The sequence below is a fragment of the Reyranella sp. genome (assembly GCF_965279625.1).
In the GTDB taxonomy this organism is placed as follows: domain Bacteria; phylum Pseudomonadota; class Alphaproteobacteria; order Reyranellales; family Reyranellaceae; genus Reyranella.
Window position 1 is genome coordinate 2,600,853 of record NZ_OZ257251.1, and the last position, 22,592, is coordinate 2,623,444.

General features: G+C 67.4%; 19 protein-coding genes. 11 read left to right on the forward strand and 8 right to left on the reverse strand.

Translation table 11 applies throughout. The features are described 5' to 3' along the window. Positions 1–11 precede the first annotated feature (11 nt). Positions 12–1,652 (forward strand): GMC family oxidoreductase, encoded by a 1,641-nt coding sequence (locus ACQY78_RS12715; RefSeq protein WP_428686048.1) that lies wholly within the window; start codon positions 12–14, stop codon positions 1,650–1,652. After that, positions 1,652–2,743, forward strand: coding sequence for a phospholipase (locus ACQY78_RS12720; RefSeq protein ID WP_428686049.1), 1,092 nt, complete (start codon positions 1,652–1,654; stop codon positions 2,741–2,743). Before ACQY78_RS12715 ends, ACQY78_RS12720 begins: the two co-directional genes overlap by 1 nt. Here ACQY78_RS12720 and clcA read toward each other — a convergent pair. The 3 genes from clcA to ACQY78_RS12735 all read right to left on the reverse strand — a co-directional run bounded on the left by clcA (position 2,740) and on the right by ACQY78_RS12735 (position 5,301). Continuing rightward, the gene (gene clcA, locus ACQY78_RS12725; protein ID WP_428686050.1) at positions 2,740–4,110 is read right to left on the reverse strand and encodes a H(+)/Cl(-) exchange transporter ClcA; all 1,371 of its coding nucleotides are present in this window, start codon (positions 4,108–4,110) and stop codon (positions 2,740–2,742) included. The genes ACQY78_RS12720 and clcA overlap by 4 nt on opposite strands. 57 nt (positions 4,111–4,167) lie before the next feature. Continuing rightward, positions 4,168–4,809 (reverse strand): 5,6-dimethylbenzimidazole synthase, encoded by a 642-nt coding sequence (gene bluB, locus ACQY78_RS12730; protein ID WP_428686051.1) that lies wholly within the window; start codon positions 4,807–4,809, stop codon positions 4,168–4,170. Between the two features lie 108 nt (positions 4,810–4,917). Next, on the reverse strand, positions 4,918–5,301 hold the full coding sequence (locus ACQY78_RS12735) for a cobalamin biosynthesis protein (protein ID WP_428686052.1): 384 nt from the start codon (positions 5,299–5,301) through the stop codon (positions 4,918–4,920). Positions 5,302–5,505: 204 nt separating this feature from the next. Between ACQY78_RS12735 and ACQY78_RS12740 the strand changes: the two genes are divergently transcribed. Both ACQY78_RS12740 and ACQY78_RS12745 read left to right on the forward strand, forming a co-directional pair. After that, positions 5,506–6,981 (forward strand): cobyric acid synthase, encoded by a 1,476-nt coding sequence (locus ACQY78_RS12740; protein WP_428686053.1) that lies wholly within the window; start codon positions 5,506–5,508, stop codon positions 6,979–6,981. A gap of 22 nt (positions 6,982–7,003) precedes the next feature. After that, positions 7,004–8,812, forward strand: a complete 1,809-nt coding sequence (locus tag ACQY78_RS12745; protein ID WP_428686054.1) for a sulfatase-like hydrolase/transferase — start codon at positions 7,004–7,006, stop codon at positions 8,810–8,812. 100 nt (positions 8,813–8,912) lie between these two features. Here ACQY78_RS12745 and ACQY78_RS12750 read toward each other — a convergent pair whose 3' ends face one another. Together ACQY78_RS12750 and ACQY78_RS12755 are read right to left on the reverse strand one after the other, a co-directional pair. Beyond that, positions 8,913–10,400, reverse strand: a complete 1,488-nt coding sequence (locus ACQY78_RS12750; RefSeq protein WP_428686055.1) for a protein adenylyltransferase SelO — start codon at positions 10,398–10,400, stop codon at positions 8,913–8,915. Positions 10,401–10,404: 4 nt separating this feature from the next. Further along, positions 10,405–10,677: a hypothetical protein gene (locus ACQY78_RS12755; protein WP_428686056.1), complete on the reverse strand. Its 273-nt coding sequence runs from the start codon at positions 10,675–10,677 to the stop codon at positions 10,405–10,407. A gap of 166 nt (positions 10,678–10,843) precedes the next feature. On the opposite strand from ACQY78_RS12755, the gene ACQY78_RS12760 reads away from it, so the two are divergent. From ACQY78_RS12760 to ACQY78_RS12770, 3 genes are read left to right on the forward strand one after another with little or no spacing between them, the layout of a single operon-like run. Then, positions 10,844–11,773, forward strand: a complete 930-nt coding sequence (locus ACQY78_RS12760) for a histone deacetylase family protein (protein ID WP_428686057.1) — start codon at positions 10,844–10,846, stop codon at positions 11,771–11,773. Positions 11,774–11,817: 44 nt separating this feature from the next. Continuing rightward, a complete protein-coding gene (locus tag ACQY78_RS12765) occupies positions 11,818–12,516 on the forward strand; it encodes a hypothetical protein (RefSeq protein ID WP_428686058.1) in 699 nt (232 codons plus the stop codon). A gap of 46 nt (positions 12,517–12,562) precedes the next feature. Then, entirely contained in the window at positions 12,563–14,566 is a 2,004-nt protein-coding gene (locus ACQY78_RS12770) for a carbohydrate porin (protein WP_428686059.1), read from the forward strand. A gap of 5 nt (positions 14,567–14,571) precedes the next feature. Here the strand turns inward: ACQY78_RS12770 and ACQY78_RS12775 are convergent, their stop codons facing one another. From ACQY78_RS12775 to aqpZ, 3 genes are all read right to left on the reverse strand, one after another. Further along, positions 14,572–16,671, reverse strand: a complete 2,100-nt coding sequence (locus tag ACQY78_RS12775) for an adenylate/guanylate cyclase domain-containing protein (protein WP_428686060.1) — start codon at positions 16,669–16,671, stop codon at positions 14,572–14,574. A gap of 31 nt (positions 16,672–16,702) precedes the next feature. Then, a complete protein-coding gene (locus ACQY78_RS12780) occupies positions 16,703–17,068 on the reverse strand; it encodes a hypothetical protein (RefSeq protein ID WP_428686061.1) in 366 nt (121 codons plus the stop codon). 63 nt (positions 17,069–17,131) lie between these two features. Then, the gene (gene aqpZ / locus ACQY78_RS12785; RefSeq protein ID WP_428686062.1) at positions 17,132–17,824 is read right to left on the reverse strand and encodes an aquaporin Z; all 693 of its coding nucleotides are present in this window, start codon (positions 17,822–17,824) and stop codon (positions 17,132–17,134) included. A 192-nt stretch (positions 17,825–18,016) separates the two neighbouring features. On the opposite strand from aqpZ, the gene ACQY78_RS12790 reads away from it, so the two are divergent. From ACQY78_RS12790 to ACQY78_RS12805, 4 genes are read left to right on the forward strand one after another with little or no spacing between them, the layout of a single operon-like run. Further along, entirely contained in the window at positions 18,017–19,651 is a 1,635-nt protein-coding gene (locus ACQY78_RS12790) for an ABC transporter substrate-binding protein (RefSeq protein ID WP_428686063.1), read from the forward strand. Between the two features lie 10 nt (positions 19,652–19,661). Then, positions 19,662–20,666: an ABC transporter ATP-binding protein gene (locus tag ACQY78_RS12795; RefSeq protein WP_428686064.1), complete on the forward strand. Its 1,005-nt coding sequence runs from the start codon at positions 19,662–19,664 to the stop codon at positions 20,664–20,666. Then, the gene (locus ACQY78_RS12800; protein ID WP_428686065.1) at positions 20,663–21,661 is read left to right on the forward strand and encodes an ABC transporter ATP-binding protein; all 999 of its coding nucleotides are present in this window, start codon (positions 20,663–20,665) and stop codon (positions 21,659–21,661) included. Before ACQY78_RS12795 ends, ACQY78_RS12800 begins: the two co-directional genes overlap by 4 nt. Beyond that, a complete protein-coding gene (locus tag ACQY78_RS12805; protein WP_428686066.1) occupies positions 21,661–22,590 on the forward strand; it encodes an ABC transporter permease in 930 nt (309 codons plus the stop codon). The genes ACQY78_RS12800 and ACQY78_RS12805 overlap by 1 nt, the downstream gene beginning before the upstream one ends. Positions 22,591–22,592: the final 2 nt, after the last annotated feature.

Below are 22,592 nucleotides of genomic sequence, written 5' to 3' on the forward strand. Positions count from 1 at the left end.
GAAGCAACCGGATGGAGAGTTTCGACTACGTGATCGTGGGGGCCGGTTCGGCCGGCAGCGTGCTGGCCAACCGGTTGAGCGAGGACCCCAACGTCACGGTCTGCGTGCTCGAAGCCGGGCCGCGCGACTGGCATCCCTTCATCCATATCCCGGCCGGCTTCATGTACACGCTGGTCGATCCCAAGGTGAACTGGCTCTACAAGTCCGAGCCCAGCGAATGGACCGGTGGCCGTGCCATCGCCGCGCCGCGCGGCAAGACACTGGGCGGCTCGAGTTCGATCAACGGCCACATCTACAATCGCGGCCAGCGCCTCGATTTCGACGGCTGGGCCCAGCGCGGCAACCGAGGCTGGGGCTATTCCGACGTGCTCCCCTACTTCCGCCGCAGCGAGCACCGCATGGCGAGCGATGCCGATGCCACGTTCCGCGGCAGCGACGGCAACCTGCCGATCACCGACCTCGAATGGCGCGACCCCTTGTGCGAAGCCTTCATCGAAGGCGCCGTGGAACAGGGCATTCCGCGCAACCCGGACTACAACGGCACGAAGCAGGCGGGCGTCAGCTACGTCCAGCGCATCATCAGGAACGGCCGCCGGGTCAGTGCCGCCCGCGGCTACCTGCATCCGGCTATGTCGCGGCCCAACCTCACCGTGCGCACCCACGCGCAGGCGACGTCGATCGTCCTCGAGGGCAAGCGCGCTGTCGGCGTGCGCTACCGCAAGGGCGGGCGCAACGGCACGGCCATGGAGATCCGCGCCACCCGGGAAGTGATCCTGAGCGGCGGCACGGTAAACTCGCCGCAGCTCCTGCAGCTCTCGGGCATCGGCCCCGGACCGTTGCTGAAGTCGCTCGGCATCGAGGTGAAGCACGAGCTGGCGGGGGTCGGCGAGAATCTGCGCGATCATTACGCGCCGCGCTTCGTCGCGCGCGTGAAGAACGCCATGAGCATCAACGAGCGCTCCAAGGGACTGCGCCTCGCAGGCGAAGTCCTGAAATACGTCACGACGCGCAAGGGGCTGCTGACGCTCAATCCGACGCTCATCTACGTCTTCTGGAAGTCCGACGAGAGCATCGAGAATTACGACCTGCAGCTCACCTTCACCCCCGCAAGCTACAAGGAAGGCGTGCAGTCGACGCTCGACGATTTCCCCGGCATGACCATCGCCTCGTGGCAGCAGCGGCCCGATTCGATCGGCTATGTCCGCGCGCGCTCGTCCGATCCGTTCGAGCATCCGATCATCCAGCCGAACTATCTCGGCGCAGAGAGCGACCGCCGTGTGCTGCTGGCCGGCATGAAGCTGGCGCGGCGGCTGCTGGGCTCCAAGGCGCTCAGCAAATACTATGACCGCGAGGAATTTCCCGGCGCCGAGAAGCAATCCGATGCCGACCTGATGCAGGCCGCCAAGGAGCGCGGCACCACGACGTTCCATCTGATGGGGTCCTGCCGCATGGCACCCGACACCGACCCGACCGCCGTCGTCGACGACCAGCTGCGCGTGCGCGGGCTCGAAGGGCTTCGCGTGGTCGATGCCTCGATCATGCCGACCATGCCGTCGGCGAACCTCAACGCCTCGGTGCTGATGATCGCCGAGAAGGCGGCCGACATGATCCGCGGCAAGCCCGCACTCGACGCCGTGATGCTGAAGGACTGATGGCCGACGAGGCTGCCACCGAGGCCCTCACGGCGCTGGTACCCGCGACCCTGCGGGCACTGCACGCCATCGAGTTCGCCAGCCGACACCTCTCGCCGCAGACCCTGCCGCAGATCGTCGAGACCCTCGCCGGCCGCAACGACGATCTGGCGCCCGCCCTCGCCGCCTCGCGCGCCCTGGACTGGCCGGGGCGACTGGCGCCGGTGCGGGATCACCTCGAACGCGCCGCCGCGTTTGCCGCCGAGGCAATCCAGGGTCTGCGGGCCGCGCCCGAAGCGCCGCAACCGATCGTGGCCGCCTATCGCAGCCTGCGCGGTTACCCCCGGGCCTGCGAGGCACTCTATCCGCTGTCGCCGTTCCTTCGACCCATCGGCAACTTCTTCCTCGAACAGCCGGCGCGCAGCGACGCGGATCTGCAGGCGCGCATCGCCGCCGCCGACCCGACGCGGGAAGGCGTGGGCTTCATGCATGTCGGCGGTCCGTCCGGCACACGCGGCGCCTTCTCGCTGTACGTGCCGGAATACTACGACCCAGCCAGGAGCTGGCCGCTGGTCGTGGCCCTGCATGGCGGCAGCGGCAATGGCGGCGCGTTCCTCTGGAGCTGGGTGCGCGAGGCGCGGACGCGCGGCTTCATCGTGCTGGCGCCCACGGCTTCGGGCAGCACATGGTCGCTGATGGAACCGGAGATCGATGGGCCGCTCATCGACCGCATGGCGGCCGGCGTCGCCAATGACTGGAACGTCGATGCCTCGCACCAGCTCCTCACCGGCATGAGCGACGGCGGCACCTTCACCTATGTCATCGGCCTCGGCACCGAGTGTCGCTTCACCCACCTCGCGCCGGTCGCCGCGAGCTTCCATCCGATGCTGATGATCGCCGCCGATCCCGATCGCGTCCGCGGCCTGCCCGTCCACATCGTGCATGGAACGCAGGACTGGATGTTTCCGCCGGAGATGGCGCAGGGCGCAGAGCGGGCCCTGAGGCAGGCCGGCGCCGACGTCACCTATCGCGAGATCGCCGACCTCTCTCACACCTATCCGCGCGACGAGAATGCGCGGCTCCTGGACTGGTTCCTGCCGCGCGCGCTTTAGGTGCCGCGCCGGTCGTCCGTGCCGACCGGTGTCGGCACGCCGGTCTCGACGGGCGGCGGCGGCACCTGGCCGGACAGCCGCAATGTGCGCTCCAGCAGGAGTTCGTAGATCGGGCGGCTGCCCAGCGCCTGCGCGATGCCGTTGGCGGTCACACAGGTCACGATCAGCGGCAGGATGAGTGCATAGCCCCCGGTCAGTTCGGCGGCCAGCACGACACCGACCAAAGGCGCTCGGATGGAGGCTGAGAACAGTCCGCCCATCGCGGCGATGGCGAAGGCGGCGCCGCCCAGCGGCGGCAGGGGTACAACAGCCTCCAGCAGCAACGCTCCGATCAGGCCCACCGTGGTGGCAAGGGTCAGCATGGGCGAGAAGATGCCGCCGGGAACACCGACCGGGTAGCTCAGCATGGTGCCCGCGAAGCGCATCAGGCAGAGCAGCAGCAGGGTCGCGATCGGCAGGTTTCCCGTGACGATGCCGGGGATCAGCAATTCGCCGCCGCCCACCGCCTGCGGGAGAACGAGGGCCAGCACGCCGACGGCCGCGCCGACCAGCAGCGCCGGCAGGAATGGCACCCGCCGGAAGGTCGTCGACACCCAGTCGAGCAGGAAAAGCAGCGTGCGGTTGAAGACGAGGCCAAGGGCCCCCAGCACCACGCCCAGCACGAGGAACGCCGGCAGCATCGACAGCGGCATCTCGGCATTGTCGAGCTTGAGCTGCGGTGCCGTGCCGCCGACGATCTCCATACCGATCGCGCTGGCCGCCGAGGCGATGATGACGGCGGTGTAGGAGCGGAAGGTGTAGCGGAACTGCTTGCGCGTCTCCTCGATCACGAAAAGGATCGCCGCCAGCGGCGCATTGAAGGCGGCCGCCAGGCCGGCGGCGGCGCCGGCGGCCAGCAGCCCGCGCAGTTCGGCCTCGCTGAGCTTCAGCCGCTCGGCGATGGCCTGCGCGATCGACGCGCCCATGTGAATGGTCGGCCCTTCGCGTCCCGCCACAAGGCCGGACGACAGCGCCATCACACCGCCCACGAACTTCACCGGCAGCACGCGCCGCCAGCGCACATGGCGCAACCCTTCCATGGCACCTTCGATTTCCTGCACGCCGCTGCCGGCCGCTTCCGGGGCCACGAGGCGTGTGAGGAAGAAGGCGGCGACCAGGCCGGTCGCCGCGATGGCCGCCGCCGCCGCCATCGTGAGAGGCCCATGACCCATCTGCGCCACCAGCCAGGACGGCCACGGGACCAGTGCATTGACGGCGAGATGAAAGGCGGCGCCCACGACGCCCGTGGCGCCGCCGCAAAGGGCCGCGAGCAAATAAAGCAAAGCATCGGGGATCGATTGCTCCGCTGGCCGATCCCCTGAACTCACGCCTGCCCTCCCTTGCTGCGGCGCAATAATGCCCGGCGAGGGAGGCGTGTCAAAGAATCAGCGCGTCAGCACCACGTCGCTGAGGTCGCTGCGCACTTCCCAGTGATGTCGCTCGAGCTCGGGATCGAGATGTTCCTCCGCCGGCAGGCCAAGGCAGAGATAGGCGACGAGAGTCCAGCCAGCCGGCACGGCGAGCACGCGCGTCACCGCCTTCGGATCGAGGATCGAAACCCAGCCCATGCCGATCCCATGGGCGCGCGCGGCCAGCCACAAGGTCTGGATCGCCGCCACCACGGAATAATGCAGCGTCTCCGGCATGGTCTGCTGGCCCAGCCCGCTGCCGGTATGGGTGCCGTCGTCGGAGAAGACCGCGAGATGGACCGGCGCTTCCTTGAGGCCGGCCAGTTTCAGGCCAGCATAGATCGCGTGCTTCTCACCGGCGTAACCGGCAAGCGCTTCCTCGTTCGCCTGCGTGAAGCTCTCGACCACGGCGCGGCGACGCTCCGGGGATTCGACATGCACGAACCGCCAGGGCTGGCTGAGCCCTACCGACGGCGCGTGGCTTGCCACTTCCAGCAGCGCGTCGATGCGCTCGCGGGGGATTGGATCGGTCCGGAAACGCCGCACGTCACGCCGCCACAGGACCAGTTCGCGAAACTCGGCCCGGAAGGCCGCGTCGAAATGCGGATGCGTCGCCATCAACTCCACCGATCGATTGCATGAACGAACGAGCGATGCGTCGCCCGTCGATAGGAGGCAAGAGGAATAAAACTCGCGACCGGACGCCCGGTTCCCCGCGCGCTGGTTCTATCGTCCTTCTCCGATGGCGATGGCGCAGGTCGCGTGTTCGGTCGCCACGCGGGTCCCCAGCAACCGGCCTTCGCGGCCCGCCGCCACGAGGGCCGCCCCCTCCGCGATCGAGGGCAACCCCTTCGCTTTCAGTACCAGCTTCGAAGGCGTGAGCACGCGCCCCGCGACGCGGTCGAGATCGTCCACCGTGCAGGCGACAAACCTCACCGAGAGCCGACGCGCGACTTCCACAAAGGCGTGTTCGGTCGCCTTTTCCGATTCCGTGGCCAGCGCGTCCAGTCGTTCGACGGGCAGGTCGAACAGGCCAAGCGCCATGCGCACGATGCGCTCGAGTTCGTCAGCCGAGGCCTCGCGCCGATACCCCACGCCCGCGACGATCATCGCCGGATCACGCAGAGGCTGCGCATGCCGTTGCGCTGCAGCCATCGAGGGCGAAAGAGCATCACCATTGCGGAGCCTCTCTGACACGCGCCTTGGGGCGCGCGTTCATTTCAGTTAGGGTCCGCTCTTGCCGTGCGTCAACGCGATTCATGCAGCAGGAACGCGCGATCACGGCTCGTCCCTTCTGACTCGATCGGAGACCTCATGCCGGCGCGCGCGCTGATGATCCAGGGCACAGGCTCCGATGTCGGCAAGTCGCTGCTGGTCGCCGGCCTCGCCCGCGTCTTCGCGCGGCGCGGCCTGAAGGTGCGGCCGTTCAAGCCGCAGAACATGTCGAACAATGCGGCGGTGACGGTCGAGGGCGGTGAGATCGGCCGCGCCCAGGCGCTGCAGGCGCGGGCGGCGCGCGTGGCCGTCAGCGTTCATATGAATCCGGTGCTGCTGAAGCCCCAGAGCGATGTCGGCGCCCAGCTGGTCGTGCAGGGGCGCGTCGTAGGCAATACCTGGGCGCGCGACTACCAGACCCTCAAGTCCGGCCTGCTCGCCGCGGTGCTCGACAGTTTCGACCGTCTCGCGGCCGAAGCCGATCTCGTGCTGGTGGAGGGCGCCGGTTCCGCTTCCGAGGTCAACCTGCGCGCCGACGACATCGCCAACATGGGCTTTGCACGCGCCGCGGATGTGCCGGTCGTCCTGGTGGGCGACATCGACCGCGGCGGCGTCATCGCGAGCCTGGTCGGCACCAAGGCCGTGATCGATCCCGAAGACGCCGCGATGATCGTGGGCTTCGTCGTCAATCGCTTCCGCGGCGATCCCAGCCTGTTCGCCGACGGCATGACACGGATCGCGGAACAGACCGGCTGGCCTGCGCTCGGCCTCGTTCCCTACTTCGCCGACGCCATCAGGCTGCCGGCCGAGGATGCGCTCAGCCTGCCCGGGAACAGCGCACCGGACGGCGCTGTGAAGATCGTCGTCCTGGCCTATCCGCACCTCGCCAACTTCGACGATGTCGATCCGCTGCGTCTGGAGCCGGACGTCGATGTCGTGTTCGTCCGGCCGGGGGAGCCGATCCCGGGCGATGCGCGGCTCGTCATCCTGCCCGGCTCGAAGGCCACCATCGCCGATCTCGCCACCCTGCGCGAGGCCGGCTGGGACATCGACCTCAAGGCGCATCTGCGTCGCGGCGGCCATGTCCTGGGACTCTGCGGCGGCTATCAGATGCTCGGCCGGCGCGTCGCCGATCCCGAGGGCATCGAAGGACCGCCCGGCAGCGTCGACGGTCTCGGGCTGCTCGAAGCGGAGACCGTTCTCGGCGGCGACAAGGTCCTGGTCGAGGTCACCGGGAAGACCATGGCGGACGGCGTGCCGTTCAAGGGTTACGAAATGCATGTCGGCCGCACGACCACGACGGCACGTCCGCTGCTCGACCTCGATCACGGCGGCACCGATGGCGCGATCGACGCGAGCGGCAGGATCGCGGGCTGCTACATTCACGGCCTGCTGGCCGACGATCGCCAGCGGCGTCACTGGCTGCACAAGATCGGCGCCGCGAGTTCCGGCCTCGACTACGAGGCCGGAATAGAAGAAACGCTCGACCGGCTGGCCGATCACCTCGAAGAACATGTCGACTGTGCGCGGCTTCTCGAGCTCGCGCGCCTGCCACGATTCGGTGCTACGAGGTGAGCGAGCTCTCTACGAGGAAGCCATGACCGATCCATCGCGCAGGTCCTTCATCGCCGGCAGCGCCGCGCTTGCCGCTACGGCCGCTTGCGATACGCCCGCCCAGGCGCAGACGACCCGCATCACCGGCGGCACCGAATCGGCCTTTCCGTCCGCGGAGGCGCCGGGCTCGACCGAGGGCGGCTACAACATCCTCTTCATCCTGACGGACCAGGAGCATTACATGGGCCCAGGCTGGCCCATACCGCTGCCGGGACATGAACGGCTTCGCACGACGGGGACCTATTTCGAAAATCACCAGATCGCGGCGGACATGTGCTCGGCCTCGCGCGCGGTGATCTATACGGGCCTGCACATGCCGCATAACGGCATCTTCGACAATGCTGGCGTGCCCTACATGAAGAGCCTGGATCCCGCGCTGCCGACCATCGGCAAGATCCTGCGCAAGATGGGCTACTACACCGCCTACAAGGGCAAGTGGCACCTGAACGGCGCGATGGCGATGGAGAACCACGCCGACGATATCAAGACGCTGTTCGAGACCATGATGGATCGCGACTACGGCTTCTACGACTATACCGGCGTCGGCGACTTCATCGAAGGCGCGCAGGGCGGCTACCAGTACGACCAGATCACGGCTGCGCAGGCCATCCAGTGGCTTAAGGCCAAGGGCCGGCCGATGACCGACAGGAAGCAGCCCTGGTATCTCGCGGTGAACCTCGTGAACCCGCACGACGTCATGTGGGTGAACACCGACAGGCGCGGCGAGAAGCCGGTGCAGGCGGTCGAGGCCAAGCTCAAGATCGACTATCCGCCGGACGATTCCTTCTATCGGCGGGAATGGAACGAGATCCCGCTGCAGAAGACTTGGCAGCAATCGCTCGACACGCCCGACCGCGTGCCGGCGCACCGCATCTACAAGGGCGCCAATGCCATCCTGACCGGGCTGATCCCGCAGGAGGAATGGCGCATGCGGCTGCGGCAGAACTACTACTTCAACGCCATCCGCGACGCCGACCAGCAGATCGTGCAGGTCCTGGAACAGCTCGACCGGCTCGGCCTCACCGACAAGACCATCGTGATCTTCACGTCCGATCACGGCGAACTGCTGGCCAGCCATGGCGGCCTGCAGGGCAAGGGCACGACCACCTATCGCCAGCAGAACCACGTGCCGATGCTGGTGGTCCATCCGGAGATCAAGGGCGGCCAGCGCTGCCTGGAGCTCACCTCGCATCTCGATTTCGTGCCGACCATCGTTGCGCTCACGGCGAAGTCGACGGCCCCCGTGGCCGATATGATGAAGCAGATGAAGGGCCAGGATTTCTCGCCCCTGCTGCGCCAGCCTGTGAACCCCGCCTTCACGCAGAAGCGCGGCGGCACGCTGTTTTGCTACAGCCAGCTCATGGTGCACGACGCCAATTTCACGCGGACGCTCTACGAGACCCTGCAGGACAAATCGATCGCGCGCTCCGACCAGTTCAGGAAGATCGAGTCGTTCCCGGTCGACTGGAAACTGCGCGTCTGCATCCGCTCGATCGTCGACGAGCGCTACAAGTTCAGCCGCTACTTCTCGTTCCACGGCTTCAACACGCCGGCGACGCTGGAGGAGCTTCGGGCCAAGAACGATCTCGAACTCTACGACCTCGTGAACGATCCCGATGAAATCGTGAACCTGGCCCACGACTTCGAGCGCAACCGAGACCTGATCGCAATGATGAACGGCAAGCTGAACACCCTGATCGCCCGCGAGATCGGCACCGACGACGGACGCTTCATGCATCTCGACCGATGGATCGACTGGAAGGACGCGCGGCCCACTGCGGTCAATCTATGAGGCAATGCAGAAGGCTCGTGTCGGATGGTACTTTCTTCGGCGCTCCCGGACATCGCAAAAGCGATGTCCTGACGCTCCGGGGGCCGAGCTTCGCTCGGCCCTACGTACCGCAGAAGGTCCTGTAGACACCGTCATCGGCCGGCGCCGGTTCGGCGTAGGCGGCGAATTCCGGCCGTTCCTCGAAAGGTCTGGCCAGTACCGCGAGCAGCTCCTCGAACGGCGCGTAGTCCTCGCGTTCGACGGCGGCGGCCAACGCCAGCTCGACCCGGTGATTGCGCGGAATGTAGAGCGGGTTCGCGGCATGCATGGCCGTACGCCGGCTGGCGCCGTCCTGCGGCTCGCGCGACAGGCGTTCGCGCCAGCGCGGCAGCCAGGCGTCGAACGCTTGCAGCTTGTCGCCAAACAGGAGGCGCACCTCGGCGTCGGCCGCCGGATCGGCCGCGGCATCGCCCAGGCGGCGGAACGTCAGGGTGAAATCGGCCCGCCCGTCGGTCATCGCGTTGAGCAGGTCCTGCGCCAGCGCGGCATCGCCCTCTTCCTCGGTGAACAGGCCGAGCTTGCGGCGCAGACCGCCGACCAGGGCGGCGACGTAATGCTGGCGGAAGGTCGCGAGAGTCTCGTTGGCGATCGCCAGGGCCTTGTCGCTGTCGTCGGCCAGCAGCGGCAGCAGGGTCTCGCCGAACCGCGCCAGGTTCCAGTGCGCGATGCCCGGCTGATGGGCATAGGCGTAGCGGCCCTGCTGGTCGATCGAGCTGAACACCGTCTCGGGATTGTAGGCGTCCATGAAGGCGCACGGACCGTAGTCGATGGTCTCTCCGGCGATCGAGCAATTGTCGGTGTTCATGACGCCGTGGATGAAGCCGACCAGCAGCCACTTGGCCACCAGTGCAGCCTGGCGGCCGATCACGCCTTCGAACAGCGCGCGATAGGGTTCGGCGGCTTTGCCTGCCTCCGGATAGTGACGCGCGATGACATGGTCGGCGAGCAGGCGCAGCGCCTCGGTGTCGCCGCGCGCGGCGAAGAACTGGAAGGTGCCGACGCGCACGTGGCTCGAGGCGACGCGTGTCAGCACGGCGCCCGGCAGCTCGCCGTCGCGCCAGATCGGCTCGCCGGTGGTGACAGCGGCCAGCGAACGCGTCGTGGGAATACCCAGCGCGGCCATCGCCTCGCTCACGATGTATTCGCGCAGCACCGGCCCGACCGCGGCGCGGCCATCGCCGCTGCGCGAGAAGGGTGTGGGCCCCGAGCCCTTGAGCTGGATGTCGCGGCGCCGGCCGTCGCGGTCCACGACCTCGCCCAGCAGGATGGCGCGCCCGTCGCCAAGCTGCGGCACGAAGTTGCCGAACTGGTGCCCGGCATAGGCGAGCGCAATCGGCTCCGAGCCCGGCGCCACGCGGTTGCCGGCCAGCATCTCGACGCCCTCGTGTGAGGCCAGCGCGGCAGGCTCGAGGCCGAGCTGCAGCGCGAGCGCCTCGTTCAGCTTTACGAGGCGCGGTGCGGCGACCGGCGTCGGCGCCAGCCGGGCATAGAACCGCTCCGGCAGCTTCGCGTAGCTGTTGTCGAACGGCAGTCCCGGCAAGGCGTCCATTTTCCTACTCGTCGTAGCGGGCGGTGGTGATGCCGCTCATGCGGTCGTAGTGGAGCGAGATATTCTGCAGGGTGCAGAGGTTCAGGTACCCCCAGACGGCGGGCGCACCGCCGTCGGCGAAGGTGACCTTCAGGTCGCCCATGCACCAGTCGGTCGGCGCCCGGTAGGACACTTCGCGGGCCTCGCCCGGCCGGATGACCGGCGGGCGCAGGAAGTTCGGCCCCCACATGTTGAGCTGGGTCGGCGAAACCGAGAGCTGGGCGATCGGATATGCCATCGAATTCTTCAGCCGGAAGGTGGTTTCCTGGGCGGAGGCCGGCCCGGCAAAAAGGACCAGGACGGCGGCGACCAAACAGTGCAACTTTGACAAAACAACCTCACAGCGATCGAAGGGTTGCGGGTGACTCTGTCGCAGAACGCCGAAGCGCGCTAGAGGGGGATGCATGACGCTGCTGATCAGCCACCCGTCGTTCCTCGAACACGATACCGGCGACTATCACCCCGAGCGGGCCGACCGGCTGCGCGCGGTGACGGCGGCCCTGGCCGACGAGGAGTTCGCGGGCCTCACACGCCTGATCGCGCCCGCCGCCACCATCGAGCAACTGACGCGCGTGCATCCGCTGTCCTATGTCGACGCCATCCTGGGCATCCGCCCGCCGCCCGGCGAGCTGGTCCATGTCGATGCCGATACCGTGATGAGCGCCGGCAGCGCCAATGCCGCGCGCCATGCCGCGGGGGCCGTCGTGGCCGCCGTCGACGGCGTGCTGGGCGGACAGGCCCGCACCGCCTTCGCAGCCGTACGCCCGCCCGGCCATCACGCCACACCCGACGTGCCCGGCGGGTTCTGCCTGTTCAGCAATGCAGCGATCGGCGCCCTGCATGCGCGTACCGCCCATGGCGTCCGGCGCATCGCCCTGATCGACTTCGACGTCCATCACGGCCAAGGCACGCAGGCCGTGGTCGAGACCGATCCCGACCTGTTCTATGCCTCGACGCATCAATACCCGCTCTATCCCGGCACGGGCTCGCCGCGCGAGCGTGGCATCGACGGCAACGTCGTAAACGTTCCCCTGCCGGCCGGCAGCGGCAGCACCGAATTCCGGGCCGCCTGGGCTGACCGCCTCCTGCCAGCGCTCGACAATTTCGCGCCCGAGCTGGTCATCGTCTCGGCGGGCTTCGACGCCCATCGCCGCGATCCCCTGGCACAGCTCGACGTCGAGACCGAAGACTTCGTCTGGCTGACCGAGGAGCTCCTCGCCATTGCCGATCGCCATGCGCAGGGCAGGCTCGTGTCGGTCCTCGAGGGCGGCTACGACCTCGCAGCCCTTGCCGAATCGGTGGCAACCCACGTCCGGACATTGATGCGCACCTGAAAACGACTTGCGCGTGTAACAGTCTCGGGCGAACTTCTCGCCGCGTGAAAAATAACAATTACTGCATCTTCGTCGGACTCCTGCTGTGGGTCGCCGCTGCCGTGTTCGCCGGGCCGACATTGGCGGCCGGCGGCGCGCATGTCGTCGACGATTCCGAGGTCGAGACGCCCGGCACCTGCCACGTCGAACTCTGGGTCGCGGACTTCGTGCCCGGCGACGGCTACGGCAATATTGCGCCCGCCTGTACCTCTCTCAAGATACCTTGGCTCGAGATCGGGGCGGCCTACGCGCACTACTGGGATCAGACCATCTCCGGACCGCTGATCGGGCCGCAGATGAAGATCAATTTTCAGCCGGCATCGAAGGGCGTGGGCTTCGGGCTGGCCCTGAACGCCGGCGTCAATGCGCGGACCGGCGACGTGGGCCTGGCAGGACTCATCGGACTGGTGACGATCCCCGTCACCGAGAAGTTCAGGATCAACGTGAACGGTGGATGGAGCTATCTGCGCGGCGACCATCCCACCGCCTTCTTCTGGGGCGGCCAGGTCGAAGTCGATGTCGGCTGGGATGTCACCCTCATGATGGAAGCCTTCGGACGCCAGCCCGGCGTGATCGGCAACCAGATCGGACTGCGCTACACGCCCGCCGCCCACCCGCGGTTCGATTTCGACCTGCTCGCGGGCACAACCTACGACACGATTAACACCAAATTCTTCACGCTGGGTGTAACCGTTCGCTTCTGAAATCGTCGCAGGGCGGACCGGCCGCGCACGTGATATCGAGCGGCCGATGACGGCCAGGCGATCACTTAACGGCGCACGGAAGGGCAGTCCGGTGTGGGCGGGCATTGCCGCCATCGCGGCCGTCCTGCTCGCAACTCCGCTCGCGCGCGCCGACGAGCCCGGCGCGCCGCGCTCGGGCTTCTATGTCGGTGGCCATGTCGGCTATCTCTTCGGCAACGCCACCGCCACCTTCGCCGATCCGATCCCCGGCGCGACGGCGGGGGGCACGACACCTTACGGCACCGTTTTCGGCGGTGTGCAGGCCGGCTACGAGCACTACTTTCCGTCCCGGCTGATGCTCGGCCTCGAACTCGACATGTCTTTCGCTGGCGCCCAGGATCTCGGGCAGGTCATGTCGTACCGGGCGACCGCGACAGCCACCGCCAACCAGCAACTCGAATATCTCGCGAGCCTGCGCGGCCGTCTCGGCTACGCGATCGACCGCTGGACGCCCTTCGTGACCGGCGGCATTGCCTGGGCCAGCACGCGCACCGAACGCATTGATCTCACGACCGGCAACGACGACGCCACGCCGGGCAATGTCCGCGCGGGTTATGTGCTGGGGGCCGGCGTCGACTACCGGCTGGATTCGAAGTGGTCGGCGCGCGCGGAATATCTCTACACCAGCCTGCCCCTGAACGGCTTCACCTTCGCCTCGCCGTCGCGCTACGATTCACTCTACGACCTGCACCGGGTCAGGCTCGGCCTGAACTACAAGTTCGGCGCCCCCGAGAAGGATCCGGACGACAAGCCCGATCGTGGGCCGGGTTCATGGGAAATCCACGGCCAGACGACCTTCATCTTCCAGGGCTATCCGCCGATCGCCGCAGCCTATACCGGTGCCAACAGTCTGCCGGCGGAAGGACAGAGCCGCGAAACCTGGACGGTCTCGGCCTTCCTCGGCGTGCGGCTCTGGCAGGGCGGCGAGCTCTACTACAATCCCGAACTGCTGCAGGGCTTCGGCGTCGCCAACACGACGGGCGCCGGCGGCTATCCCAACGGCGAGGCGCAGAAGTCGAATTTCCCCTACCCGCGCTACAACACCTCGCGCCTGTTCCTGCGGCAGGAGATCGGGCTGGGCGGCGAGCGCGAAAAGGTGGAGAGCGAGTACGGCCAGCTTTCGGGCGAGCGCGACGTCTCCCGCGTCACGCTGCAGATCGGCAAGTTCTCGGTGAAGGACCTGTTCGACGGCAACACCTATGCCGAGGATCCGCGCATCGACTTTCTCAACTGGTCGATCTGGGCCTCGGGCGCCTTCGACTATCCCGCCGATCGCCTGGGCCTCACCTGGGGCTTCGCCGCCGAACTCAACCAGCCGAGTTGGAGCGTGCGCGCCGGATATTTCCTGGTGGGCAACGAGCCCAATGCCAACACCTTCGACCTCGCTCTGTTCACCCGCGGCGGCTACGTGGCCGAGCTGGAGCTGCGCTACCGGCCATTCGACCGGGCGGGCGCGGTGCGTCTCGGCACGTGGATGAACAGCGCCTTCTCCGGCTCCTACAACGAGGCCGTCGCCCTTGCCGCCCTGACACCCGGCCTGACGGCCAACGACACGATCGACCAGACGCGGCGCGGCCGCACCAAATACGGGCTCTACCTCAATCTCGAACAGGAGATCACCGACGATATCGGCCTGTTCGGCCGCTTCAGCTGGAACAACGGCGCGTCGGAGATCATGGCCTTCACCGACATCGACACCAGCATCTCGCTCGGCACCTCGATCAAGGGAACGCGCTGGGGCCGGCCCGACGACCGGATCGGCATCGCGGGCGCCCTCAACTCGATTTCAGCCGATCACAGCAACTATCTGGCTGCCGGCGGCCTGGGTGTCCTGGTGGGCGACGGCGCCCTCACCTATGCCTCCGAAGCCGTCGTCGAGACCTACTATGCCTTCCAGCTTGCCAAGGGCGTCGTCGCCACCGCCGACTATCAGCTGCTGGCCAACCCCGCCTACAACGCGGTGCGCGGACCGGTCCACGTCTTCAGCGGACGTCTCTCGGCACGATTCTGAACGCGCTACTTCTGGTCCATGTGCCAGATCCCGTCCCACTGAGGAGGCGCGCCCTCGGTCTGGAATCTCTCGCAACGCCGGATGAACACGCGGCACGGCGCATCCTCCTCACGCATCGCCGCCGCGGCCTGGAAGCCAGCCAAAGCCTCGTCGAAGCGGCCTTCGACATAGGAGCCACGGGCACGATCCCAGGCGGCGAGGAAGGCCGCGTGTTCGGCGCGGACGGCCGCCTCTCCCATGGGTTCATAGACATCGTGCGGCTCGGTCGTGCCGACGGCGACGACGCGATCGATGTGGCGCCACACGAACAGGTTGGAGGTCGGTCCGGCGACCTCGCCGCTCGCCAGGATTTCGGTGCCATACACCTTGTTCATGCCTTCGAGGCGCGAAGCCTGGTTGGCGACCTGACCGACCAGCGTATAGTTGATGCGTTCCCGCGCGCCGACATTGCCGACCACGGCCGGTCCCGTATGCAGACCGAAGCGCGTGCGGAAGCCCGGCCGGCCGCGATCGCGCCACTTCTCCGAGAGCGCCCGGCCGGCGGCGGCGGCCTGCAGCGCACTGCGGCAGGCATTGGCGATGTGCTCCGGATCGGTCTCGGGCGCGTTCCAGAACGCCATGATGCTGTCGCCGATATACTTGTCGATCATGCCGCGGTTGGCTGAGATCGCTGAGCCCAGCGCCTCGAAGTAGCGCGACAGACGGCTGGTCAGCAGTTCCGGCTCCATCGTCTCGGTGAGCAACGAGAAGCCTTCGATATCGGTGAACATCACCGTGATCTCGCGGCGCGTGCCGCCGACGCCGCTGCTCTCGGGCGACCGCATGATCTGCTGCACGAGGTCCTTGGACACGTAGCGCCCGAAGATTTCGAGCCCCTCGCGCATGTTCTCGACCGCGTCGGACAGGCGCACGATCTCGGTGATGCGGCTTCGCACCGGCTGCTGGTCGGAGAAGTCGAGCTGGCGGATGCTCTCCGTCTTGAGGGCGATGCGCGCGATCGAGCGCGAGAGGATGAGCGAGGCGGCCAGCGCCCCGAGCGCGGCGAGCGCCACGGCGATGGCGGCGGCCATGGCGGCCCGCTGCAGAAGCACGCGCGACTCCGCCGTCAGCTCCAGCACCGGCACCGCCGCTCCGATCACGAAGCGCTGCCCCAGCAACGGCGGCATGCGATGGACGATCACGCGATAGGTGTGGCCTCCGGCTTCGACCTGGCGATCAATCTTGGCATCGGTGGCGACCGCCTCCTCCACGGCCTTGTGCAGGATCTGCCGCACGGCCGCGTCGGACGGCAGGCAGCCGGGTAGCGTCGGCGCGCACGGCTCGGACTCGATCTCGACCGCGCCACCGGAATGGCCCACCACGATCACCGAGTTCTCGGTGATCTTGTAGGCGGTGAGCAGCTCCGAGAGCGTCCGGAGCGTGAAATCGAAGCCCATGACGCCGATATCGCTGCGCAGCGGAATGCCGGCGGAAATGCCGGCGTCCGGCGTCTGAACGAAGCGATACGGCTCGGTGAGAATCGCCTGCTTCGCCTTCATCGCCTGGACGTACCAGGGCCGGGTGCGGGGATCGAAGGTCGTCGTGGCCGTCCGGGCGGGACCATGGCTGCCATCCGGCAGATAGAACCAGTAGGTCTCCTTGCGCGGAGGCTCGCCCGCCTCGATCACCCGCACGATGATCGATTCTCCATCCGGCGCGTCCAGTTCGATGCGTTGCTCGATGGTGAAGCTTTCCGGCCGCCCGGCATAGATGAAGCTGCCGTCGGCGTAGCCGACGAACGCCGACTGCACGGCCGGGTGACGGTCCAGCATGGCGATCAGCTGGTGCCGCCGCTCCTCGTCGACGACCGGATTTTCCGTGGCGTTGAAGCTCGGACCGTAGGCCAGGGTCTGGCCGACCGAAATCACCACATGCAGGCCGTCGGTGAGGAAGTCTTCCACCGCCGATTCGAGATGGGAAACCTTCTGGTCGGCGCTGCGCTGCTCGAGCAGATCGACGGAACGCCAGCCGAGCCACAGCAACACGCTCGTGAGCGGCACGACCACCAGCGCCATCAGCGTCAGGATGGTGACGCTGAACGGAATCGATCGCCGCGACGACTTCATGACGCCATTCACGAATCAGCGAAGACGAACGTCAGGCCTTCACCGCATTCCACTTGCAGCCGCCATCCTGGCTCTGCGCGACCAGTGTCGGCGGCGTGGCGCCGAGATCGGCGGTGTAGATGATGTTCATGCGACCGAGATCGAAGCGGCCTTCATAGACGTTCGCGCGGATCGGCTTCATTTTCACCTCGATGCCGCCGGCCGACTTGAGTTCGACCTGACCGTTGACGATCGAGAATGTGTGCTCGCGCGTGAAGGACGGATCGGCCTGGATGCAGCCGGAGATGCTGTTGGGATTCTCCTTGAACCGGAACTTCACCTCGGCGTCTTGCTGGGCAGCCGCAGCCACCGGCAGAAGTCCGACCAGGACGAGCAGCGCGAGTCTCTTGATGAACATGGGGGGATCGCCTTCATTGGTCTTGGGCTTATCCCCCCACTCTACAGCGCCCGGACGGCCCCGTCAGTCCTTGCTGCGCAGCAACCCATAGGCAGCGCCCGCGATCGCGCCTCCCAGCAGCGGCGCCACCCAGAACAGCCAGAGTTGCGACAGGGCCGCGCCGCCCACGAACAGCGCCGGTGCCGTGCTGCGCGCGGGATTCACGGACGTATTGGTCACCGGAATGGTCACGAGGTGAATGAGCGTCAGCGCGAGGCCGATCGCGAGGCCCGCCACCGCCGGGCTGACGCGCTTGTCAGTAGCGCCGAGGATGATGGTCACGAAGCCGAAGCTCATGACGACTTCGATGACCAGCGCGGAGACGAGCCCGTACTTGCCGGGCGAGTGATCGCCGTAGCCGTTGGTCGCAAAGCTCCCGATCTCGGCTCCGGCCTTGCCGGTCGCGATGACATAGAGGATGGCGGCGCCCACGATGCCGCCCAGCACCTGGGCGACCACATAGTGAACGACCTCGCCGAAGGGAAAGCGGCCCGCTACGGCCAAGCCGACCGTAACCGCCGGATTGAAATGACCGCCCGACACCCCGCCCACGGCATAGACCATCGTGAGCACGGTGAGGCCGAAGGCGAGCGCCACGCCGGCGAAGCCGATGCCGAGTTGCGGAAAGCCGGCGGCAAGCACGGCGCTGCCGCATCCGCCCAGCACCAGCCAGCCAGTTCCCAGAAATTCTGCATAGAGACGATTGGTAATAGGCATGTTCTCTCCCCGAGTTGCCGAGGCAAGTCTACGCCTCTACCGACTATTCTCCTAGGCCATGCGTAAATCCGCCTGGCGTTGCACAGCCCAGAGGATTTCCCGCACTGCAACAAGCGAAGCGTCACCGAACCGAAACCTCGCATTCACGAAAGCGCCCTAGCGTGCCGCCCTTGCCGTCCAGGGGTTCACACCATGTTTCTGCGCCGCCGTGCTCTGATCGCCGCATCCGGTCTCGCCGCCACCAGCTTCGGCCTGCCGCGTATCGCCCTGGGGCAGGCCGACCGTCGGCCCAGCATCACCATCGCGGTCCAGCAGATCGCCAACAGCGCCGCGCTGGAGCCGCTCCGCGAGCAGTCCAATGTCGGCCAGCGCGTCTTTTCGTTCATGTTCGAGCGGCTGATCATGCAGGACCTGCTCGCCAAGCTGGAGGAGGTGCCAGGCCTCGCCGAGAGCTGGAAGCGCATCGACGACCGCACGGTGGAGTTCACCCTGCGCAAGGGCGTGAAGTTCCATAACGGCGACGAGATGACCGCCGACGACGTGGTCTTCACCTTCAGCCGCGACCGCATGTTCGGGCCGGACTACGACATCACCTCGAACAAGACGCTTTTCACCTCGGTCCTCATCCGCGATGCGGTGCAGGGAAAGAACCTGCCGCCGGAGGTCCCCGCGGTGGCCAAGCGCCTGTTCCCCGCACTTGAGAAGGTCGAGGCCGTCGACAAATACACGGTCCGCTTCGTCAACCGTACGCCCGACGTGACCATGGAGGGCCGCATCGGGCGCCTCGGCAGCGACATCGTCTCGCGCCGCGCCTATGACGAAGCCAAGAGCTGGCTCGACTGGGCGCGCGCGCCGGTCTCGACCGGCCCCTACAAGGTGCGCGAGTTCGTGCCCGACCAGTCGCTGACCCTGGATGCGCACGATGACTACTGGGGCGGCCGCCCGCCGCTGAAGAGCGTGCGCATCATGGTGGTGCCCGAGGTCGCGACCCGCATCAATGGCCTGCTGGCCGGCCAGTTCGACTTCATCTGCGACGTGCCGCCGGACCAGATCCCGGGCATCGAGAAGAACCCGAAGTTCGAGGTGCTGGGCAGTACCATCGTCAACCACCGCATCACGGTGTTCGACAAGAACCATCCGCGCCTCGCCGACCCGCGCATCCGCCAGGCCTTCACCCACGCAATCGACCGTCAGGCCATCGTCGACGCGCTCTGGTCGGGCCGCACCCGCGTGCCGCCGGGCCTGCAATGGGAATTCTACGGCCCGATGTTCATCGAGAACTGGACGGTCCCGGCCTACGATCTCGCCAAGGCCAAGGCGCTGCTGAAGGAAGCCAACTACAAGGGCGATCCGATCCCGTACCGGCTGCTCAACAACTACTACACCAACCAGGTATCGACCGCGCAGGTGCTGGTCGAGATGTGGCGTACCGCCGGCCTCAACGTGCAGATCGAGATGAAGGAGAACTGGCAGCAGATCTTCGACGCGAACGGCGCGCGGGCCGTGCGCGACTGGTCCAACAGCGCCGGCTTCAACGACCCGATCTCCTCGCTGGTCGCCCAGCACGGGCCGCAGGGCCAGCAGCAGCAGGTCGGCGAATGGACCAACGACGAGATGAACCGTCTCTCCACCGCGATGGAGATCGAGACCGACATGCCCAAGCGCAAGGCGATGTTCAGGCGCATGCTCGAGATCTGTGAACGCGAAGACCCCGCCTATACGGTGCTGCACCAGAACGCGACCTTCACCGCCAAGCGCCGGGACATCAAGTGGAAGGCCTCGCCGTCTTTCGCCATGGAGTTCCGCAGCAACAACTTCTCGATCTGAGGGCCGCGCGATGACGGCGCCCCTCGTCGCGGTACGCGACCTCACGGTCGATTTCGCGGGCGGCGCGCAGGACTCGCGCGCCGTCGATGGCGTGAGCCTCGAGATCGCCCCCGGCGAAGCGCTGGGCATCGTGGGCGAATCGGGCTCGGGCAAGAGCGTGACCTGGCTGGCCGCGCTCGGTCTGCTGCCCACCAAGGCACGCGTTACGGGGTCGGTCCGTCTTGACGGGAAAGAGCTGGTCGGGGCCACGCGCGGCGACCTCGAGCAGGTGCGCGGCAATCGCATCGCCATGATCTTCCAGGACCCGTCGAGCTGCCTCAACCCGGTGCATCGCATCGGCCGGCAGCTCGTCGAGGCACTCGGCCTGCATCGTGGCCTTGGCGGACGCGCCGCCGAGGCCGAGGCGTTGCGCCTGCTCGACCAGGTCGGCATCGCCGACGCGCGCCGGCGCCTCTCCGACTATCCGCATCTTCTGTCGGGCGGCCTGAACCAGAGGGTCATGATCGCCATGGCGCTGGCCGGCGAGCCCGACCTGCTGGTCGCGGACGAGCCCACCACGGCGCTCGATGCCACGATCCAGGCGCAGATCCTCGCCCTGCTGGCCAGCATCCGGCGCGACACCGGCATGGCGCTGGTGCTGATCAGCCACGATCTCGGGGTGGTTGCCGAGAACGTCGATCGTGTGGCGGTGATGTATGCCGGCCGTCTCGTCGAGGAAGCCCCCGGCGCCGATCTGTTCGGCGCGGCGCGTCATCCCTATACGCAGGGCCTGCTGGCTGCCCTGCCCACACTCACCGGCCCGCGCCGCCGGCTGGCCGCGATTCCCGGCACCGTGCCGGAACCCGGCGCCATGCCGGCCGGTTGCCGCTTCGCGCCGCGCTGCCCCGTCGCCGAAGCGCGATGCGCGACGGTGCCGCCGCCCTCGCGCCTCGTCGGCTTTCGCCACCTCACTGCCTGCCATCGCCGCGTCGAGGCCGGCGTCTCCGCGTGGATTCAGCCGCAGGCCGCGGAATGAGTGCTCTGCTCGAGGCCACCGATCTGCGCCGCCACTACCAGGTCCGCGCCGGCCAGGGACTCTTCGCGCCTAAGGCCGTGCTGCGGGCCGTCGACGGTGTGTCGCTCGTCCTCCATCCCGGCCGCACCCTGGGCCTGGTGGGCGAATCGGGCTGCGGCAAGTCGACGACCGGCAAGCTGGTGCTGGGACTGGTCCCGCCCACCTCCGGCAGCATCCACTATCGCGGACAGAAGCTGCCGCCCGTCGGCACGCCGGCCTGGCGCGGCCTGCGCCGGCACATCCAGATGGTCTATCAGGATCCGCTGGGCGCACTCGACCGCCGCCTGCCGATCGGCACGCAGATCGAGGAGCCGCTCGTCATCCATGAACAGACGACCGCAGCGGAGCGCCGCGATCGCGCGCAGGCGGCGATGGAATCGGTCGGCCTGCAGCGGCACCAGTACGAACGCTATCCGCACGAACTGTCCGGCGGCCAGCGCCAGCGCGTGGTGCTGGCGCGCGCCCTGATGACCAAGCCCGACCTGCTGGTCTGCGACGAGCCGATCTCGGCGCTCGACGTTTCCATCCAGGCGCAGGTCGTGAACCTCCTGCTCGACCTGCAGGACCGGCTGGGCATCGCCTATCTCTTCATCAGCCACGATCTCAAGGTCGTGCGTCAGGTCAGCCACGACGTCGCCGTCATGTATCTCGGCCGCATCGTCGAGCAGGGCGAAGCCGAGAGCCTGTTCGCCGCACCGGCCCATCCCTACACGCGCGCCTTGGTCGCCGCGATTCCCACCGTCGATTTCGGCGGCGGACCGAAACGCGAGCGCCTGCTGCTGCAGGGCGACCCGCCCAACCCCGTGAACGCGCCATCCGGCTGCGCCTTCCACACGCGCTGCCCCTTCGCCACCGCGCAGTGCCGCGCCGAGGCGCCGACCTTGCAGCCGTCGAACGGCGGACGTCTCGTCGCCTGCCACCGCGTCCACGAGCCCGCCCTGCAGGTCGCCGCCTGATGCTGATGTTCGCCACCTCGCGCCTGCTGCGCGCGGGCCTCACCATCCTCTTCGTGATGACCTTCGCCTTCGTGGTGCTGCGGCTGTCGGGCGATCCGGCGCTGCTCATCATGTCGGTCGACGCGCCGCCCGAGGCGATCGCGGCGTTCCGCGAATCCTGGGGCCTCAACCAGCCGATCTGGGATCAGTATCTGTCCTATATCGGCCATGCCCTCACCGGCGATTTCGGCAAGTCGATGCGCGACGGGCGGCCCGCCATCGACCTCGTGATGGAACGTGTACCGGCGACCCTCGCCATCACCATGCCGGCGCTGGCGCTCAAGATCGGCCTCGGGATTCCCGCCGGCATCTATGCCGCCCTGCATCGCAACTCGATGGCCGACCGGCTGACCATGGCGGCCTCGGTCGCGGGCTTCACCATGCCGAGCTTCGTGCTGGCGTTGTTGCTGGTGCTGGTGTTCGCGGTCCAGCTCGGCTGGCTGCCAGCCAGCGGCAACAGCGGGCTTTCCTCGGCCATCCTGCCGATCATCACGCTGGGCACCGGGGGGGCCGCGATCATGGCGCGCTTCACCCGCTCGGCCATGCTGGAAGTGCTGGGCCAGCCCTATATCCGCGCCGCCTCGGCCAAGGGCGTGACCTGGCATGCCGTCGTAACCCGCCATGCGCTGCCCAACGCCGCCATCCCGACCGTCACCATCATCGGCTTCATGGTGGGCAGCCTGGTGGCCGGCGCCGTCGTCGTCGAAAGCGTGTTCTCCTGGCCGGGCGTCGGCCGGCTGCTGGTCTCGGCCGTGGCCAACCGCGACCTCGCGGTCGTGCAGGCCATCCTGATGGTGATCGCGGCGTGGATGGTAATGGCCAACCTCACCGTCGACCTCGCCTATGGCTGGCTCGATCCGCGCGTGCACGGCACGGCCGCGGCGCACTAGGA